We start from the raw sequence: 18,405 nt of genomic DNA on the forward strand, positions 1-18,405 counted from the left end.
GGGCTACTTCACCACCGTCAACGGCAGCAGCTTCTTGCCCGTCGGGCCGATCTGGATCTCCGTGTCCATCTGCGGGCACACGCCGCAGTCGAAGCAGGGGTCCCAGCGGCAGTCGGGGACCTCGGTCTCGTCGAGGGCGTCCTGCCAGTCCTCCCACAGCCAGTCCTTGTCGAGACCCGAGTCGAGGTGGTCCCAGGGGAGCACCTCCTCGTACGAACGCTCGCGGGTGGTGTACCAGTCGACGTCGACGCCGGTGCCGTCCAGTGCCTTGGCGGCGGACTCCATCCACAGGTCGTAGGAGAAGTACTCGCGCCAGCCGTCGAACCGGCCGCCGCGCTCGTAGACCTCGCGGATCACCGCGCCGAGGCGGCGGTCGCCGCGGGAGAGCAGGCCCTCCACGATGCCCGGCTTGCCGTCGTGGTAGCGGAAGCCGATGGAGCGGCCGTACTTCTTGTCGCCGCGGATCTTCTCCCGCAGCTTGGCCAGCCGGGCGTCGGTCTCCTCGGCGGAGAGCTGCGGCGCCCACTGGAAGGGGGTGTGCGGCTTGGGGACGAAGCCGCCGATGGAGACGGTGCAGCGGATGTCGTTGGACTTGGCGACCTCGCGGCCCTTGGCGATGACGCGGGTGGCCATGTCGGCGATCTGCAGCACGTCCTCGTCGGTCTCGGTGGGCAGTCCGCACATGAAGTACAGCTTCACCTGGCGCCAGCCGTTGCCGTAGGCGGTGGCGACGGTGCGGATCAGGTCCTCCTCGGAGACCATCTTGTTGATCACCTTGCGGATGCGCTCGCTGCCGCCCTCGGGGGCGAAGGTGAGGCCGGAGCGGCGGCCGTTGCGGGTCAGCTCGTTGGCCAGGTCGATGTTGAAGGCGTCCACCCGGGTGGAGGGCAGGGACAGCCCGACCTTGTCCTCCTCGTAGCGGTCGGCCAGGCCCTTGGCGATGTCGCCGATCTCGCTGTGGTCGGCGGAGGAGAGGGAGAGCAGGCCCACCTCTTCGAAGCCGGTGTTCTTCAGCCCCTTGTCGACCATCTCGCCGATCCCGGTGATGGACCGCTCCCGCACCGGGCGGGTGATCATGCCCGCCTGGCAGAACCGGCAGCCCCGGGTGCAGCCGCGGAAGATCTCCACGGACATCCGCTCGTGCACCGTCTCCGCGAGGGGGACCAGCGGCTGCTTCGGGTAGGGCCACTCGTCCAGGTCCATCACGGTGTGCTTGCTCACCCGCCACGGGACGCTGGAACGGTTGGGCACGACGCGGGAGATCCGGCCGTCGGCCAGGTACTCGACGTCGTAGAAGCGCGGTACGTACACCCCGCCGGTCTTCGCCAGCCGCAGCAGCAGCTCGTCCCGGCCGCCGGGGCGGCCCTCGGCCTTCCAGGCCCGGATGATCTCGGTGACCTCCAGCACGGCGTGCTCGCCGTCGCCGATCACCGCCACGTCGAGGAAGTCCGCGATCGGCTCCGGGTTGAACGCCGCGTGCCCGCCCGCCATCACGATCGGGTGGTCCTCGGTGCGGTCCTTGGCCTCCATCGGGATGCCGGACAGATCGAGCGCGGTGAGCAGGTTGGTGTAGCCCAGCTCGGTGGAGAACGAGACGCCGAGCACATCGAAGGCGCCGACCGGGCGGTGCGCGTCCACGGTGAACTGCGGGACGTCGTGCTCCCGCATCAGCTTCTCCAGGTCCGGCCACACGCTGTAGGTGCGCTCGGCCAGTACACCCTCGCGCTCGTTGAGCACCTCGTAGAGGATCATGACGCCCTGGTTGGGCAGCCCCACCTCGTAGGCGTCCGGGTACATCAGAGCCCAGCGGACGTCCGCGGAGTCCCAGTCCTTGACGGTGGAGTTCAGCTCGCCACCCACGTACTGGATCGGCTTCTGGACGTGCGGGAGGAGGGCCTCTAGCTGGGGGAAGACCGACTCGACGGGCATCTCGGCGCACTTTCTGGGGGCACCCCCGGCCGGAGGCTGGGGGAAGGGGACAGGGCCAGTCGTCCAGAGTAACGGTTGGCCGTACGTGCCCCGGAGGGCCGCGTGCCCTGCTCCTTCCCCGCAAAGAGAGAGGGGAGGGGCAGGGCACACAGCTGTCGCGCGGGGTCCTACGCCGCTGTTCTACGCCGCTATCGGCCGCTGGGTCCGGATCGACTGCAGCAACCCCACCGCGATCCACACCGCGAACATCGACGTACCGCCGTACGAGACGAACGGCAGCGGCAGTCCGGCCACCGGCATGATGCCGAGCGTCATCCCGATGTTCTCGAACGACTGGAAGGCGAACCACGCGATCACACCGGCCGCGACGATGGTGCTGTACAGCTCCGTCGACTCGCGGGCGATCCGGCAGGCGCGCCAGATCATTACGGCGAGCAGGACGAGGATCAGTCCGCCGCCCACGAAGCCCAGCTCCTCGCCGGCGACCGTGAAGACGAAGTCGGTCTGCTGCTCGGGGACGAACTGGCCGGTCGTCTGGGTGCCCTCGAAAAGGCCCTTGCCGGTGAGGCCGCCGGAACCGATGGCGATGCGGGCCTGGTTGGTGTTGTAGCCGACGCCCGCGGGGTCGAGCGCCGGGTTGGCGAAGGCCGCGAACCGGTTGATCTGGTACTCGTCCAGCAGACCGAGCGTCCACACCAGCACCGCTCCCCCGGCACCCGCCAGGCACAGCCCGATGATCCAGCGGTTGGAGGCGCCGGAGGCCAGCAGCACGGCGAGCACGATGATGACCAGCACCATCACCGAGCCGAGGTCCGGCATGGCCAGGATGACCACTATCGGCAGGGCAGCCATACCCAGGGCGTGCAGGACGGTGCGGTGGTCGGGGTGCTCCTGGTCGCCGGCGTCGACCTTGGCGGCGAGCAGCATCGCCATACCGAGGATCACCGTGATCTTGATGAACTCGGCGGGCTGGATGGTGAAGCCGCCACCGAGGTTCAGCCAGGCCCGCGAGCCGTTGATGGTGGCGCCGAGCGGGGTGAGGACGCAGATGCCGAGCAGCACGGCGATGCCGTAGAGCACCGGTACGGCGCTGCGCAGTCTGCGGTGCCCCAGCCAGACGGTCCCTATCATCAGCGCGATCCCGATGCCGAGGCTGATGACGTGCCGTACCAGGAAGTACTGCGGGTCGCCCTGGTTGAGCTCGGTCCGGTTGCGGGTGGCGGAGTAGACCAGCAGCGAGCCGATGACCGCGAGCGCGATACCGGACAGCATGATGATCCAGTCCAGCCGCCACACGATCGAGTCACGTGCGGTCAGCCGGTCCCAGGCCGAGCGGCGGCGGGGGCCGTAGCCGCCGAGGGCGAACGTCCGGGTGCTCACGGGCGGCCACCTCCGGCGAGCTGATGGGTGTCCCGGGCCTGCCTGGCCCCGTCCCGGCGGCGCTGTTGCTGCTCGCCCTCGTTGCGTACGGCCTCGGCCTCGCGGCGGGTCCGGGGTGACTCCCCTGGCGGCGAAGCGGTGGGAGGCCCGCCGGAGGGCGAGGCGGACGGGCTCTTGGACGCGTCGTCGGCGGGCCGCTTGTCGCGCTCGGCGACGATGGCGCCGTCCTTGTCGATCTTCGGCAGCTTCGTCTGCGGCTTGGGCAGCAGCGCCTTCTTCTTGTCGATGTCGCCGTCCTTGCTGACGCCGTACATCGCGTCGTAGATCTTGCGTACGGCGGGCCCGGAGGCGCCGGAGCCGGTGCCGCCCTGGGAGATGGTCATCACGACGGTGAAGTCGTCGGTGTAGGTGGCCAGCCAGGAGGTGGTCTGCTTGCCCGCGACCTCCGCTGTACCGGTCTTGGCGCGCATCTTGATCTTGTCCTGCGGCCAGCCCGCCTCGCCGAACCGCCAGGCCGCCGTGCCGTGGGTGGCCACGCCCTGGAGGGCCTTGTCCATCTGGCCGAGCGTCTTCTTGCCCAGCGGCAGCTTCCCGTGCGAGCGCGGCGCGATGTCCTTGACGGATTTGCCGTCGGGGCTGACCACGGCCTTGCCGAGAGTGGGGTCGTACAGGGTGCCGCCGTTGCCGAGCGCCGCGTAGATGGTGGCCATCTGGATCGGGGTGACGAGGGTGTCACCCTGCCCGATGGAGTAGTTCACGCTGTCACCGGCGCGCATCTTCATGCCGGAGACGCAGTTCTCCTTGGCGATCCGCTCGGCGTAGCTGGGCCGGTCGTTGGCGTTGTCGGCCTGCTTGCACCAGGCGTCCTTGTTGGCCTCCCAGTAGTCCTTCTTCCACTTGCGGTCCGGGACGCGGCCCTCGACCTCGTTGGGGATGTCGACGCCGGTCTTCTTGCCGAGCCCGAACTGGTCCGCGGTCCGGTAGAACCAGTCCTTGGCGCCCTTCTTGGGCAGGTTCCCGCCGTCCTTCTTCCACTGCTTGTAGGCCAGGTCGTAGAAGACGGTGTCGCAGGAGACCTCCAGCGCGCGCCCGAGGTTGATGTTGCCGTGGCTCTCGGACTCGAAGTTCTTGAAGACCTGGCCACCCACCTTGTAGGACGAGGAGCAGTTGTAGTTGCCGTTGAACGGATAGCCCGCCTTGACCGCCGCCGTGGTGGAGATGACCTTGAAGATGGAGCCGGGCGCCGCCAGCCCCTGGATCGCGCGGTTCAGCAGCGGGTAGTTGGACTTCTTACCCGTCAGCCTGGAGTACTCCTTGCCGGAGATACCGCCGACCCAGGCGTTGGGGTCGTACTCGGGGTTGGAGGCCATCGAGACGACCCGGCCTGTCTTGTTCTCCATCACCACGACGGCGCCCGCGTCGGCCTTGTAGTTACGGCCGGTGTTCTTGTCGAACTCCTTGCGGGCGTCCTTCATCGCCTTGTCGAGCTGCTTCTCGGCCACGGCCTGGACCCGCGAGTCGATCGAGGTGACCAGATTGGAGCCGGGCCGTGCCTTGTCGCTCTCGGCCTCGCCCATCACCCGGCCGAGGTTGTCCACCTCGTAGCGGGTGACACCCGACGAGCCGCGCAGCTGGCTGTCGTAGGAGCGCTCCAGCCCGTTGCGGCCGATCTCGTCGGAGGCGAGGAACGGCGAGTCGGTGTCCTTGGCCTTCTCGATCTCCTCGTCGGTGACCGGTGAGAGATAGCCGAGCGCCTGCGAGGTGTTGGCCCCGTACGGCGCCGGGTAGCGGCGTACGGCCTCCGGCTCGGCGGTGATCCCGGGGAACTCCTCGGACCGCTCGCGGATTTGCAGGGCCTGCTTGGGCTTGGCGTCGTCGGTGACCGGAATCGGCTGGTAGGGCGAACCGTTCCAACAGGGCTGCGGGGTCTTGGCGTCGCAGAGCCGGACCTTCTCCTTGACGGTCCTGGGCGACATGTCCAGCACCCTGGCGAGCCGTTCGAGGACGGCCTTGCCGTCGTCGTCCTGCTTCATCAGCTCGGTGCGGGAGGCGGAGACCACCAGCCGGGTCTCGTTGTCGGCGATGGGCACGCCCCGCGCGTCCAGGATGGCGCCGCGCGTCGCCGGCTCGACGACCTGCTGGACGTGGTTGCCCTTGGCTTCCTTCTGGTACTCGTCGCCGTTGCGGACCTGGAGATACCACAGCCGGCCGCCCAGCGTCAGCAGCAGCGACAGCACCAGGATCTGGATGACGACCAGCCGAATGGTGACCCGGGACGAGCGGCCTGTTTCGGGGATATTCGTCACAGCCGCTTGACCCCCTTGATCTTGCCCGTCTTGCCGCCGCCCAGGCTCACGGTCTTGTTGCGCGGGGTGCGCTTGCCGGCTTTCAGCCCCTTGCCCGACTTGCCGAGCAGGCTGCTGCCGGCCGAGGCGCCGAGGCCGGCGCCGGAGGTGAGCCAGCCGTAGGCGCGCATCCCGCCGTCCGCGCTGCCGCCGCCGGGCTCGGCCCCGATCGGGTCCTTCTCACCGCGCCGCGCCAACGACATGATCAACGGAACGACGAACGGCGCCAGCAGCAGGTCGTAGACGGTGGCCGTGACCAGCAGCCCGGTGAGGCCGACCTGGCGGGCCACGGTGTCCCCGACCAGCGCGCCGACCCCCGCGTACAGCAGCGTGGAGCCGATGGCGGCGGAGGCGACGACGAGCATGGGCACGGTGGCCGAGCGGTGCTGCCCGGCCTCCGGCTTGGTCAGCCCGGCGGCGTAGCCGATGAGGCAGAGCACCAGCGCGTAGCGGCCCACGGCGTGGTCGGCGGGCGGGGCGATGTCGGCCAGCAGCCCGGCGCAGAAGCCGACGAGGGCGCCCGCGGTGTGGCCGTAGACCAGTGCGAGGCCGAGGACGACGAGCAGCAGCAGGTCGGGTACGGCGCCGGGCAGTTGGAGTCTGGCCAGCACGGTGACCTGCAGCATCAGGGCGACGATCACGAGAGCGGCCGAGAGCAGCATCCGGTTGAGGTACACGTGGATCAGCTCCTGGGCGAGGGCGTACCGCTGGGCGTCTTGGTCACGGTCACCGTGGGGGCGGGCTTGGGCTTCGGTGGCTTCTTGGACTTGAGGACCTCGTCGCGCGGGTCCCGGTGCGGCGGCTGGACGACGACGCCGACCACGTCGAGCCGGGTGAAGCCGACGTAGGGCCGCACCCGCACCGTCCGGGTGAGGTCGCCCCGGTGCCGGTTGACCTTGGTGATCTCGCCGACGGGAACGCCCGGTACGAACGGCTTGTCGTTGCTGGAGCCGAAGGTGACCAGCCGGTCGCCCTTCTTCACCCGGGCGTTGCCGTTGAGCAGCTGGACGTTGAGCGCGTTGCCGCCGCGCCCGGTGGCGAAGCCGAGCTCGTTGCTCTTCTCCATCCGGGTGCCGACGGTGAAGTCGGGATCGTTGGCCAGCAGCACGGTAGAGGTGGAGGGGCCGACGGTGGTGAGGCGGCCGACCAGCCCGTCACCGTTGAGGACGGTCATATCGCGGCGCAGCCCGTCCGCACGGCCCGCGTCGATGGTGACGGTCCAGGAGAAGCCCTGGGCCGCGCCGATCGCGATGACCTGGGCGCCCTTGACGCCGTAGCCGCCCGCGCCGGCGGTCTTGAGCAGTTTGTCCAGTTCCTGGGCCCGGGATCGGTTGCGATCGCTGGAGCCGAGCTTCTGCCGCAGCGCGGCGTTCTCCTGCTCCAGCCGGCTGAGTCTGTCGTGGCGGGCACCCGAGTCACGGACTGCGGCGATGGCGTTGCCGACGGGGTCCACCGCCGTAGCCATTCCGTTCTCCACCGGGCCAAGGACGGAGGCGGCTCCTCGCCGCGCACCGTCGAGCGGCGATTGCTCGCCCCCTCTGAGATCCACCGTGATCAGTGCGAACGCGATGGCGATCAGCAGGACGAGCAGCAGCCGGCTTTCTCGTGTGTCCCTCACGTGCGGCGGCCGTGCCTTTCTCTGGGGCAGCCCCGCGTCCGCGGGGTGCCTGGCGGCGGCCGCCACTGCGTTCGAACGACCCGCCGCGTGAACGGTCAGTTATTGCGAACAGGCGAACCCGCCGGCTCGGCGCTCAGCGGCGCGGCTGGGCGTCGAGCACCTGCTGGAGCGCCTCGAACTCCTCCACGCACTTTCCGGAGCCCAGCGCGACCGAGTCCAGCGGATCCTCGGCGATGTGGATGGGCATGCCCGTCTCACGACGGAGCCGCTCGTCCAGACCGCGCAGCAGTGCACCGCCACCCGTGAGCACGATGCCGCGGTCCATCACATCGCCGGACAGCTCCGGCGGGCACTTGTCGAGGGTGGTCTTGACCGCGTCGACGATGGCGTTGACCGGCTCCTCGATGGCCCTGCGGACCTCGGCCGCGGAGATCACCACGGTCTTCGGGAGTCCGCTGACCAGGTCACGGCCGCGGATCTCGGTGTGCTCGTCCTTGTCCAGGTCGTGCGCGGAACCGATGGTGATCTTGATGCTCTCAGCGGTGCGCTCTCCGAGCAGCAGGCTGTACTCCTTCTTGATGTGCTGGATGATCGCGTTGTCCAGCTCGTCGCCCGCCACCCGGATCGACTGCGCGGTGACGATGCCGCCGAGCGAGATCACGGCGACCTCGGTGGTGCCGCCGCCGATGTCCACCACCATGTTGCCGGTGGCCTCGTGGACGGGCAGCCCGGAACCGATCGCCGCGGCCATCGGCTCCTCGATGATGTGCACCTGGCGGGCGCCGGCCTGGGTGGACGCCTCGATGACGGCGCGCCGCTCGACTCCGGTGATCCCGGACGGCACGCACACCACCACGCGGGGCCGGGCGAGATAGCGCCGCTTGTGGATCTTCAGGATGAAGTAGCGGAGCATCCGCTCGGTGATCTCGAAGTCGGCGATGACGCCGTCCTTCAACGGCCTTACGGCCACGATGTTGCCAGGGGTGCGGCCGATCATCTTCTTCGCCTCGGCGCCGACCGCCAGGATTCCGCCTGTGTTGGTGTTGATCGCGACGACGGACGGCTCGTTGAGGACGATCCCGCGACCCCTGACGTACACCAGCGTGTTGGCGGTCCCGAGGTCGACAGCCATATCACGGCCGATGAACGACATGTTGGTTCCCATGGATGCGTCTGGCCTTCCAAGTGGGGCGATGTGGTGTGCGGCTACGGAAGGATGTGGAGTTCCGCGCTGGCATGCTCAAAGCGCGAGGCTTCCATCGTAGACGCGCTTGCTCGAACACGTAGAGACGGTTCCTCCGCCATTGTCGGCGGAAGTCCGAACGGCCACCGTAATGGTGACGTCGTGTCGGAGCCGAGCCCCCGGCCCATTCCGCCTCAGGCGGCCGATTCGGCGTCAGCGGTGGTCGAGCTGTCGAGCTCAGGAAAAGCTGGGGTAGAAAATCTTCAGCTCCCGCTCCGCGGACTCCTCCGAGTCCGAGGCGTGAATGAGGTTCTCCCGCACGATGGTGCCGAAATCGCCGCGTACGGAGCCGGGAGCGGCCGCGATCGGGTCGGTGGGGCCTGCCAGTGCCCGGATTCCTTCGATCACCCGTTCGCCCTCGACGACCATGATGACGGACGGCCCCGAAGCCATGAACTCCATCAGCGGCTCGTAGAACGGACGGCCCTCGTGCTCCGCGTAGTGCTGCTCCAGCGTGGCGCGATCCAGCGTACGCAGCTCCATGGCCGCGATGGACCAGCCCGCCTTGCGCTCGATACGGCCGATGATCTCGCCTACCAGGCCGCGCCTGACCGCATCGGGCTTGAGGAGGACGAGGGTGCGCTGGCTCATGTGTGCGGCTCCTTGGCTGGGGTCGTACGGTGACCAGAGGTTACCTGTGGCCCACGGCTGCGGTGACGCCGGGGATCACTTTTCCGCCGCCCTCTCGCAGCACTTACGGGTCACTTATGCGCCACTTCCACCATCAGCCCGCGGATTCCGCTCCGGCCGCGGGTTCAGCGCCGGCGGCGAAGCGGGCTTTCGCCTCGTCGACCTTCTTGCCAAAGTGCACCGAAGCCCACCACAGTCCCCCGAAACAGGCACCCAGGAAGAACATCGCCGGGACCACGAATCCACTGGCGACCAGGGCGATCTGAAGCGCCCAGCCGAGCTGTACGCCACCCGGACGGGTGATGACGCCACACAGCAGTACGCACAGCGCCATGGCGATTCCGCTGACCGTCCAGACGGTGGCCGCCGAAAGGTCACTCGTTCGCATTGCAACCAATCCGGCGAAACCGATGACGAAGAACTCGCCGATCAGCGTGGACGCACACAGCGTTCGCATCTAGCGCCTCCCTCCCAGCAGCAGCCGGGCCTCGCCGACCGTGATGACCGAGCCGGTGACCAGCACCCCGGCCCCCGCGTACTCGCCCTCCTCCTCGGCGAGGGTGACGGCCTCCTCCAGCGCGGCGTCCAGCCGGGGCTCCACCTGGACGCGCTCGTCGCCGAAGACCTCGACGGCGACGGCGGCCAGCTCGTCCACGTCCATCGCGCGGTGGCTGGAGTTCCGGGTGACGACGACCTCCGCGAAGATCGGCTCGAACGCCTCCAGCAGACCGCGCACGTCCTTGCCCGTGCTGGGCGCGACGACGCCGATGAGCCGGCTGAAGTCGAACGCCTCGCTGATGGCCTCCGCGGTGGCCTGCGCCCCGCCGGGGTTGTGCGCCGCGTCCAGCAGCACCGACGGGCTGGTCCGCACCAGCTCCAGGCGGCCGGGCGAGGCGACCGAGGCGAACGCCTGCCGCACCACGTCGATGTCGAGGGTGCGGGCCTGCCGCTGGCCGATACCGAAGAACGCCTCGACGGCGGCGAGTGCCACACACGCGTTGTGTGCCATATGGGCGCCGTGCAGCGGCAGGAAGATGTCCGGGTACTCACCACCGAGACCGCGCAGGGTCAGTTGCTGCCCGCCGACGGCCAGCTGCCGGGATACGACACCGAACTCCATGCCCTCGCGGGCGACCGTGGCGTCCACCTCGACGGCCTTCTTCAGCACCACCGAGGCGGCCTCCACCGGCTGCTGGGCGAGCACCACGGTGGCGTCCGGCTTGACGATGCCGGCCTTCTCCTGGGCGATCCGCTCGGGCGTGTCGCCGAGCCGGTCGGTGTGGTCGAGGGAGATGGGGGTGATGACGGCGACGCCCGCGTCGATGACGTTGGTCGCGTCCCAGGTGCCGCCCATCCCGACCTCGACGACGGCCACGTCCACCGGCGCGTCCGCGAAGGCGGCGTACGCCATACCGGTGAGCACCTCGAAGAAGGAGAGCCGGTAGTCCTGCTGGGAGTCGACCATCTCGACGTACGGCTTGATGTCCTCGTACGTCTCGATGAAGCGCTCGGCCGAGACCGGCGCTCCGTCGATGCTGATGCGCTCGGTGACCGACTGCACATGCGGCGAGCTGTAGCGACCGGTGCGCAGCTCGAAGGCGCCGAGCAGCGCCTCGATCATGCGGGCCGTGGTGGTCTTGCCGTTGGTGCCGGTGATGTGGATGGACGGGTAGGAGCGCTGCGGCTCGCCCAGCACGTCCACCAGCGCTGCGATGCGCTGCACCGAGGGGTCCAGCTTGGTCTCGCCCCAGCGGGTGGCCAGTTCCTCCTCGACCCGGCGCAGCGCCCGGTCCACCTCGGGGTCCTCGGGCCGGCCCGGCACCACGTCGGGCTGCGGGGGCCCGGCCTGGGCCCGCAGGGTGCGGCTGCCCGCCTCGATCACCGCGAGGTCGGGATCGCGGTCGGTCTCCTCTTCGACGATCTCCTCGAACGCGGAGGGCTCGGGCGAAGCGGGCTCGGGTTCGTGGGGCTGGGGCGTGTCGCTCACGCGGACCAGTCTACGGAAGAGTTCCGCAGTGTTTTCCGCCGCAACGGCGCTCAGCCGTACACGAGCTGACCGGCCGTGCCGAAGTCGGCCGAGGCCGGTTCGGCACCGCCGATCACGTCGTTCGTGCTGCTCGCCGTCGGGGCGGAAATCAATTGAGCCGGTCCAGCTGCTGCTGCAGCCGCGCGACGTCGGCCTCCGCAGCGGCCTTGCGGCCCCGGATCTTCTCCACCACATGGTCGGGCGCCTTCGCCAGGAACGCCTCGTTGGAGAGCTTTGCCCCGGTCTGCGCCAGTTCCTTCTCCGCGGCGGCCAAGTCCTTGGCAAGCCGCTTGCGTTCGGCCTCCACGTCGATCGCGCCGGACAGGTCGAGGCTGACCGTCGCGCCCGCGACCGGCAGCGAGGCCGTGGCCTGGAAGTCCTCCCCCGCGCGCTGGAGCCGCAGCAGCTGGCGGATGGCGGCCTCGTGGTCCACCAGCACGGAGCCTTCCAGGTCCAGCGAGGCCGGGACCTTCTGGCCCGGCTGGAGGCCCTGGTCGGCGCGGAAACGGCGCACCTCGGTCACCGCCTGCTGAACGGTGGCGATCTCGCGCTCGGCGGCGACGTCGCGGAAGCCGGAGTCCTTGGGCCAGGCCGCGACCACGATCGACTCGCCGCCGGTCAGCGTCGTCCACAGCGTCTCGGTGACGAACGGGACGACGGGGTGCAGCAGCCGCAGCGTCACGTCCAGGACCTCGCCCAGGACGCGGCGGGAGACCTCGGCGGGCCTGCCGCCCTTGGCGAAGGTGGTCTTGGACAGCTCGACGTACCAGTCGAAGACCTCGTCCCAGGCGAAGTGCCGCAGCGCGTCGGAGAGCTTGGCGAACTGGTAGTCGTCGTAGTAGCCGTCGACCTCGGCCAGCACCTCGTTCAGCCGGGAGAGGATCCAGCGGTCGGTGGCCGCCATCTCGCTCGCGTCCGGCAGCGGGCCCTCCACGGTGGCACCGTTCATCAGCGCGAAGCGGGTGGCGTTCCACAGCTTGTTGGCGAAGTTGCGGGACGCCTTGACCCAGTCCTCGCCGATCGGCACATCGGTGCCGGGGTTGGCGCCGGAGGCGAGGGTGAAGCGCAGCGCGTCGGAGCCGTACGCGTCCATCCAGTCCAGCGGGTCGACGACGTTGCCGAAGGACTTGGACATCTTCTTGCCGTGCTCGTCGCGGACGAGGCCGGTCAGCGCGATGGTGTGGAAGGGGGGCTCCTCCATCACGTACATACCGAACATCATCATCCGCGCGACCCAGAAGAAGATGATGTCGTAGCCGGTGACCAGGACGTCGGTGGCGTAGAACTTCTCCAGGTCGGGCGTCTGGTCCGGCCAGCCGAGCGTGGAGAACGGCCACAGCCCGGAGGAGAACCAGGTGTCCAGGACGTCCGGGTCCTGGTGCCAGCCCTCGCCACTCGGCGGCTCCTCGTCGGGGCCGACGCAGACGACCTCGCCGTCCGGGCCGTACCAGACGGGGATGCGGTGGCCCCACCACAGCTGGCGCGAAATCGTCCAGTCGTGCATGTTGTCGACCCAGTCGAAGTACCGGGACGACATGTCGGCGGGGTGGATCCGCACGCGGCCGTCGCGCACCGCGTCGCCCGCGGCCTGGGCGAGCGGGGCGACCTTGACCCACCACTGCATGGACAGCCGCGGCTCGATCGTCGTCTTGCAGCGGGAGCAGTGTCCGACGCTGTGCAGGTAGGGGCGCTTCTCGTGGACGACGCGGCCCTGCTCGCGCAGCGCGGCCACGATGGCCGAGCGCGCCTCGAAGCGGTCCAGGCCCTGGTAGGGGCCGTGCGCGGTGATGACGCCGCGCTCGTCCATGACCGTGATCATGGGGAGGTCGTGGCGGCGGCCGATCTCGAAGTCGTTCGGATCGTGCGCCGGGGTGACCTTGACCTGTCCGGTGCCGAACTCGGGGTCGACATGGCTGTCGGCGACGACGGGGATGGTGCGGTCGGTCAGCGGCAGCTTGATCTGCTTGCCGATCAGATGCTGATAGCGCTCGTCGTCCGGGTGGACGGCGACGGCGGTGTCGCCCAGCATCGTCTCGGCGCGGGTGGTGGCCACGACGACGGAGTCCTCGCCCTCGCCGTACTTGAGCTGGACCAGCTCGCCGTCGTCCTCCTGGTACTCCACCTCGATGTCGGAGATGGCGGTCAGACAGCGCGGGCACCAGTTGATGATCCGCTCGGCGCGGTAGATCAGCCCGTCGTCGTACATCTTCTTGAAGACGGTCTGGACGGCGCGCGAGAGGCCCTCGTCCATGGTGAAGCGCTCGCGGGTCCAGTCGACGCCGTCGCCGAGGCGCCGCATCTGGCCGAGGATCTTGCCGCCGTACTCCTCTTTCCAGCGCCAGACGCGCTCGACGAACGCCTCCCGGCCGAGGTCCTGGCGGGACTTGCCCTCCTCGCCGAGCTGCTGCTCGACCTTGTTCTGGGTGGCGATGCCCGCGTGGTCCATGCCGGGCAGCCACAGCGCCTCGTAGCCCTGCATCCGCTTACGGCGGGTGAGCGCGTCCATGAGGGTGTGCTGGAAGGCGTGCCCGAGGTGGAGAGATCCTGTGACGTTCGGGGGCGGGATGACGATCGTGTACGGCTGCTTGCCGCTCTTGGCGTCCGCCTCGAAGTAGCCCCGCTCTACCCAGCGCTCGTACAGCTTCCCCTCTACCTCGGCCGGCGCGTACTGGGTCGGCAGGTCTGCGGGAATGGCGCTGTTCGGCCCGTTCGCTTCCGGGCTCTGCTGAGTGTTGTCGGTCACGACGGCCAGTGTACGGGCGCCAATGTCCCGGTCTCGAATCGGTTTGAGGACCGGTGCAGCACTCCCGCGCGCCATCCGTCACTATGAGCGGAGCGCATTCGACAACTTGTTCACGGAGGGGAAGCGCCGCTCATGAGTAACAACCAGCCCGGCCCTTACGGCCAACAGCCAGGGCAGCCCGGGCCGTACGGCCAACAGCCGGGCCCGTACGGGCAGCCACCGCAGCAGGGTGGCCCCAACCCGTACGGCGGCGCCCCCGGCCAGCCCGGTTACGGCTACCCGCAGCAGGGCGCTCCGCAGCAGCCCCCGGGTCCGCCGCAGCAGGGCTACGGCTATCCGCAGCAGCAGGGCATGCCGGGCCAGCCCGGCCAGCCAGGGCCCTACGGGCAGCCGGGCCCGCCGATGCCTCCGCAGGGCGGCGGCAAGGGCAAGACCATCGGCATCGTGGTCGGCGCCCTGGTCGTCGTGGCCGCGGTGATAGGCGGCGTCGTCCTGTTCACCGGCGGCGACGACGAAGGCGGCGGTGGCAAGGACGGCAAGGGCGGCGGCTCCTCGGTCGCCGACGACGGCAAGAAGTACAAGCTCATCACGCCCGCCACGGTCGCCGGTGAGTTCGAGAAGAAGCCCGGCACGGAGAACAGCTCTTCCGGAGGGTTCAGCGAGTCGGACAAGCAGAAGTTCGAGCAGTTCGGCGTCAAGGACCCGAAGAACGTCAACGCCGGCTACAAGAGCGGCACCGGGGTGAGCACCAAGCAGCTCAACTTCGGTGGCGTCTACGGCGAGATCGCCAACCCCGAGGCGGTCGTCGACGCCGCGCTGATGATGGTGGCCAAGGAGGCCAAGGACGACCCCAACACCTCGGGCGGCGGCAAGGCCGAACTGGACGGCGAGCCGCAGGAGGTCAACCCCAGCGGCCTGGGCGACGACGCGATCATGAAGTGCCAGAAGGTCAAGTACACCGCGCCCCCCGGTGACACCTCGGGCATCGACGGCTTCACCATGCCGTTCTGCATGTGGGGCGACCACAGCACCATCGGCTTCGTGGTGACCGCCTCCTCGGCGGACGTGATCAGCGGCAAGTCCACCTCGGTCACGGAGGCCGGCGAGACGACCGCCAAGGTCCGCAAGGACGTCCGCGTCCCGATCAAGTGACGCCGCCCGCCCCGCGGGGCGACGGCGACGACGGACAGCAGACGACAGGCGACGGTGCCCGGCGAAGCTTCGCCGGGCACCGTCGACGTTCTGCGCGCGAGAACTTCCGAACATAACCGGACAACTCGCCGAGATTTCTTCACGATTACGTTCCCAGCGGGCTCCGATTCGACGCCCGGTGCGGCGCTCTCGTCGTGCATCCGTCAAGATGTCCGAGCGCGTTCAAGCACATCCACGGAGGGGAAGCGCCACCATGAGCCAGAACCAGCCAGGTCCCTACGGCCAGCAGGGGCCGTACGGACAGCAGCCGCAGCAGCCGGGGCAGCCCGGCCCTTACGGTGGCGCTCCGGGTCAGCCGCAGCAGCCGGGCTACGGTTACCCCCAGCAGGGCCAGCCGCAGCAGCCCGGTTACGGCTACCCCCAGCAGGGCCAGCCGCAGGGCGGTGCCCCGTACGGCCAGCCGGGCCAGCCCGGTCAGCCGGGCCAGCCGGGTCAGCCGGCGGGGCCGGGTCAGCCGCACCCGGGGATGCCGATGCCGCCGCAGGGTGGCGGGGGCAAGGGCAAGACCATCGGCATCGTCGTGGGCGCCCTGGTCGTCGTCGGCGCCATCATCGGCGGGCTGTTCATGTTCGGTGTCATCGGCGGAAGCGAGTACAAGCTGACGACCCCGGACACGGTGGCGAGCGAGTACAAGATCCAGGGCAAGGGCCGGACCTTCAGCGGCAAGAAGGGCTCGTTCGGCCAGAGCAAGGACAAGATCCCCGGCATGACGGCCGAAAAGGGCGTCGCGGCGAGCTACACGTCCGGGACCAAGAAGCTCTCGTTCAACGGCGCTTGGGGCTCGGTCGACGACCCCGACGCGGCGGTCGACTGGGTGCTCGACGAGGCGAGCAAGGGCGTCGGCTCCAGCGGCAAGTCGGGTGAGGCCAAGGACGTCTCCCCGTCCGACTTCGACGGCGACGCGATGAAGTGCCAGAGCTTCTCGATGATGAGCCAGAAGGCCGACCTGTGCGCCTGGGCCGACGGCAGCACGCTGGGCCAGGTCGTCATCATGGACCCGAGCGGCGGCGGCGACCTGGACAAGGCCGGCGAGACGACCGCCAAGGTCTTCAAGGACTCCCGCGCCGAGAAGTGAGCCGACGATGAGTCAGCCTCCCGGACCACCCGGACCCTACGGGGCGGGCGGGTACGGGCAGCAGCCACCGGGTCCCGGTGGCGGTCCCTACGGGCCGCCGCCGGGGCCCGGTTACGGCGCTCCCGGCCCCTACGGCGCCTGGCCGCCCGCTCCCCCACCGCGCCGCCGCGGGCTGGGCGGGGGCGCCATCACGGCCATCGTGCTGGGCAGCCTGGCGCTGGTCGGTGTGGTGGTGTTCGCGCTGGCCGCGCTGGTCAGGGCCGGCCAGCCGCAGGGCACCGAGAAGATCGCGTTCCCGGCCACGCTGGAGGACGGCAAATACCACCGCATGGACGGCAACGCCCAGGTGGAGGCGCAGGAACGGCAGCTGCAGGACGAGCTGCCCAGCGACGGCACCGCCAAGGTCGCCACCTACTCCGTCAGCTCGTCGGGCAGTCCGACGGCGGGCGGCCTGGCGATCTCCGGCGCGTACGGCGACATCGACGTCTCCTCCACGGAGATGCGCGACGACATGCTGGACGGCATGCGGCAGAGCCAGAGCGGCGAGGTCGTCGGGGAGCGCCGGGAGTTCACCCCGGGCTCGGGCGATACGGAGGTGTCCTGTCAGCTGACGCGGATCACCCGCGGCGGCACCTCGGTGTACGCGCCCGCCTGTGCCTGGGCGGACAACTCCACGGCGGCCACCGTGCTGGAGGTCAGCGTCGCCAACACCTCGCCGGGGGACGTCGATCTGGAGGAGTTCGCGAGCGTCACCGCGCGCGTCAAGGACGAGGTGACGGTGCCGAAGTAGCACCGCGGCAGACCGGCACCACGGCGAAGGCCCGTCCCCTCGCGGAGAGGGGGCGGGCCTTCGCCGTGGTCACGTCGCGGTCGGCCGGGGGCCGACCGCCGGGCGCTCAGGCGCTCTTCTCGTGGCGCTGCTGTTCGCCGTTGCCGCGGGCGCGCGGCACCAGGGTGGGGTTCACGTTGGAGTGCACGACCTCCTCGGTGATCACGACGCGCTCGACGTCCTTGCGCGAGGGCACCTCGTACATCACCGACTGGAGGACCTCCTCCATGATGGCGCGCAGGCCGCGGGCGCCGGTGCCGCGCAGGATGGCCTGGTCGGCGATGGCCTCCAGGGCCGGACGGTCGAAGTCCAGCTCGACACCGTCGAGTTCGAAGAGCCGCTGGTACTGCTTGACGAGCGCGTTCCTGGGCTCCATGAGGATCTGGAGCAGCGCCTCACGGTCGAGGTTGTGCACCGAGGTGATGACCGGGAGCCGGCCGATGAACTCGGGGATCATCCCGAACTTCACCAGGTCCTCCGGCATGACCTCCTCGAACTGGTTGCTCGCCTCGATCTCCCGCTTGGAGCGGATGTCGGCGCCGAAGCCGATGCCCTTGGCGCCGGCCCGGGACTCGATGATCTTCTCCAGTCCGGCGAAGGCACCGCCCACGATGAACAGCACGTTCGTCGTGTCGATCTGGATGAACTCCTGGTGCGGGTGTTTGCGGCCGCCCTGCGGCGGCACCGAGGCCGTGGTGCCCTCCAGGATCTTCAGCAGCGCCTGCTGGACGCCCTCGCCGGAGACATCCCGGGTGATCGAGGGGTTCTCGCTCTTACGGGCCACCTTGTCGATCTCGTCGATGTAGATGATCCCGGTCTCGGCCTTCTTGACGTCGTAGTCGGCCGCCTGGATGAGCTTCAGCAGGATGTTCTCGACGTCCTCGCCGACGTAGCCCGCCTCGGTGAGCGCCGTGGCGTCGGCGATGGCGAAGGGGACGTTCAGCATCCGGGCGAGGGTCTGCGCCAGCAGCGTCTTGCCGGAGCCGGTGGGGCCCAGCAGCAGGATGTTGGACTTGGACAGCTCGATGCCATCGTCCCGGCCCTGCCCGTTCTCGCCCGCCTGCACCCGCTTGTAGTGGTTGTAGACGGCCACCGAGAGGGCCTTCTTGGCGGCTTCCTGCCCGACGACGTAGCCCTCGAGGAACTCGTAGATCTCCCGCGGCTTGGGCAGCTCGTCCCACCGGACCTCGGAGGACTCGGCCAGCTCCTCCTCAATGATCTCGTTGCAGAGATCGATGCACTCGTCGCAGATGTACACACCTGGACCCGCGATGAGCTTCTTCACCTGCTTCTGGCTCTTGCCGCAGAACGAGCACTTGAGCAGATCGCCGCCATCACCGATGCGTGCCACGAGGAGCTTCCCCTTCGCCTGGGA

General features: G+C 69.3%; 14 protein-coding genes. 3 read left to right on the plus strand and 11 right to left on the minus strand.

Annotation, left to right across the window (positions count from 1 at the left end; genetic code table 11):
- Positions 1-3: 3 nt before the first annotated feature.
- From ACQEU8_RS30015 to ACQEU8_RS30060, 10 genes are all read right to left on the minus strand, one after another.
- Positions 4-1,929: a TIGR03960 family B12-binding radical SAM protein gene (locus tag ACQEU8_RS30015; RefSeq protein WP_433106596.1), complete on the minus strand. Its 1,926-nt coding sequence runs from the start codon at positions 1,927-1,929 to the stop codon at positions 4-6.
- 180 nt (positions 1,930-2,109) lie between these two features.
- Positions 2,110-3,309 carry a rod shape-determining protein RodA gene (gene rodA, locus ACQEU8_RS30020; RefSeq protein ID WP_433106598.1) on the minus strand — a complete coding sequence of 400 codons (1,200 nt, stop codon included), beginning with the start codon at positions 3,307-3,309 and terminating at the stop codon, positions 2,110-2,112.
- On the minus strand, positions 3,306-5,615 hold the full coding sequence (gene mrdA, locus ACQEU8_RS30025; RefSeq protein WP_433106600.1) for a penicillin-binding protein 2: 2,310 nt from the start codon (positions 5,613-5,615) through the stop codon (positions 3,306-3,308). The genes rodA and mrdA overlap by 4 nt, the downstream gene beginning before the upstream one ends.
- The gene (gene mreD, locus ACQEU8_RS30030; protein ID WP_433106602.1) at positions 5,612-6,331 is read right to left on the minus strand and encodes a rod shape-determining protein MreD; all 720 of its coding nucleotides are present in this window, start codon (positions 6,329-6,331) and stop codon (positions 5,612-5,614) included. The genes mrdA and mreD overlap by 4 nt, the downstream gene beginning before the upstream one ends.
- Before the next feature lie 5 nt (positions 6,332-6,336).
- Positions 6,337-7,272, minus strand: coding sequence for a rod shape-determining protein MreC (mreC, locus tag ACQEU8_RS30035; protein ID WP_433106604.1), 936 nt, complete (start codon positions 7,270-7,272; stop codon positions 6,337-6,339).
- Positions 7,273-7,405: 133 nt separating this feature from the next.
- On the minus strand, positions 7,406-8,425 hold the full coding sequence (locus ACQEU8_RS30040; RefSeq protein ID WP_026004902.1) for a rod shape-determining protein: 1,020 nt from the start codon (positions 8,423-8,425) through the stop codon (positions 7,406-7,408).
- A 267-nt stretch (positions 8,426-8,692) separates the two neighbouring features.
- Positions 8,693-9,106, minus strand: coding sequence for a nucleoside-diphosphate kinase (gene ndk / locus ACQEU8_RS30045; protein WP_433106606.1), 414 nt, complete (start codon positions 9,104-9,106; stop codon positions 8,693-8,695).
- A gap of 133 nt (positions 9,107-9,239) precedes the next feature.
- On the minus strand, positions 9,240-9,602 hold the full coding sequence (locus tag ACQEU8_RS30050) for a DUF4233 domain-containing protein (RefSeq protein ID WP_433106608.1): 363 nt from the start codon (positions 9,600-9,602) through the stop codon (positions 9,240-9,242).
- Complete coding sequence (folC, locus tag ACQEU8_RS30055) at positions 9,603-11,132, minus strand: bifunctional tetrahydrofolate synthase/dihydrofolate synthase (RefSeq protein WP_433106610.1); 1,530 nt, start codon at positions 11,130-11,132, stop codon at positions 9,603-9,605. It lies immediately after the preceding gene.
- Between the two features lie 148 nt (positions 11,133-11,280).
- Entirely contained in the window at positions 11,281-13,914 is a 2,634-nt protein-coding gene (locus tag ACQEU8_RS30060) for a valine--tRNA ligase (RefSeq protein ID WP_433106612.1), read from the minus strand.
- A 132-nt stretch (positions 13,915-14,046) separates the two neighbouring features.
- On the opposite strand from ACQEU8_RS30060, the gene ACQEU8_RS30065 reads away from it, so the two are divergent.
- From ACQEU8_RS30065 to ACQEU8_RS30075, 3 genes are all read left to right on the plus strand, one after another.
- Positions 14,047-15,066 carry a hypothetical protein gene (locus tag ACQEU8_RS30065; protein ID WP_433106614.1) on the plus strand — a complete coding sequence of 340 codons (1,020 nt, stop codon included), beginning with the start codon at positions 14,047-14,049 and terminating at the stop codon, positions 15,064-15,066.
- A gap of 253 nt (positions 15,067-15,319) precedes the next feature.
- Positions 15,320-16,201 (plus strand): hypothetical protein, encoded by an 882-nt coding sequence (locus tag ACQEU8_RS30070; RefSeq protein WP_433106616.1) that lies wholly within the window; start codon positions 15,320-15,322, stop codon positions 16,199-16,201.
- Positions 16,202-16,208: 7 nt separating this feature from the next.
- On the plus strand, positions 16,209-16,991 hold the full coding sequence (locus ACQEU8_RS30075) for a hypothetical protein (protein WP_433106618.1): 783 nt from the start codon (positions 16,209-16,211) through the stop codon (positions 16,989-16,991).
- 106 nt (positions 16,992-17,097) lie between these two features.
- Here ACQEU8_RS30075 and clpX read toward each other — a convergent pair whose 3' ends face one another.
- Positions 17,098-18,381, minus strand: a complete 1,284-nt coding sequence (gene clpX / locus ACQEU8_RS30080) for an ATP-dependent Clp protease ATP-binding subunit ClpX (RefSeq protein WP_433106620.1) — start codon at positions 18,379-18,381, stop codon at positions 17,098-17,100.
- Positions 18,382-18,405: the final 24 nt, after the last annotated feature.

It is taken from the genome of Streptomyces sp. CA-250714 (assembly GCF_050936705.1).
Classification (GTDB): domain Bacteria; phylum Actinomycetota; class Actinomycetes; order Streptomycetales; family Streptomycetaceae; genus Streptomyces.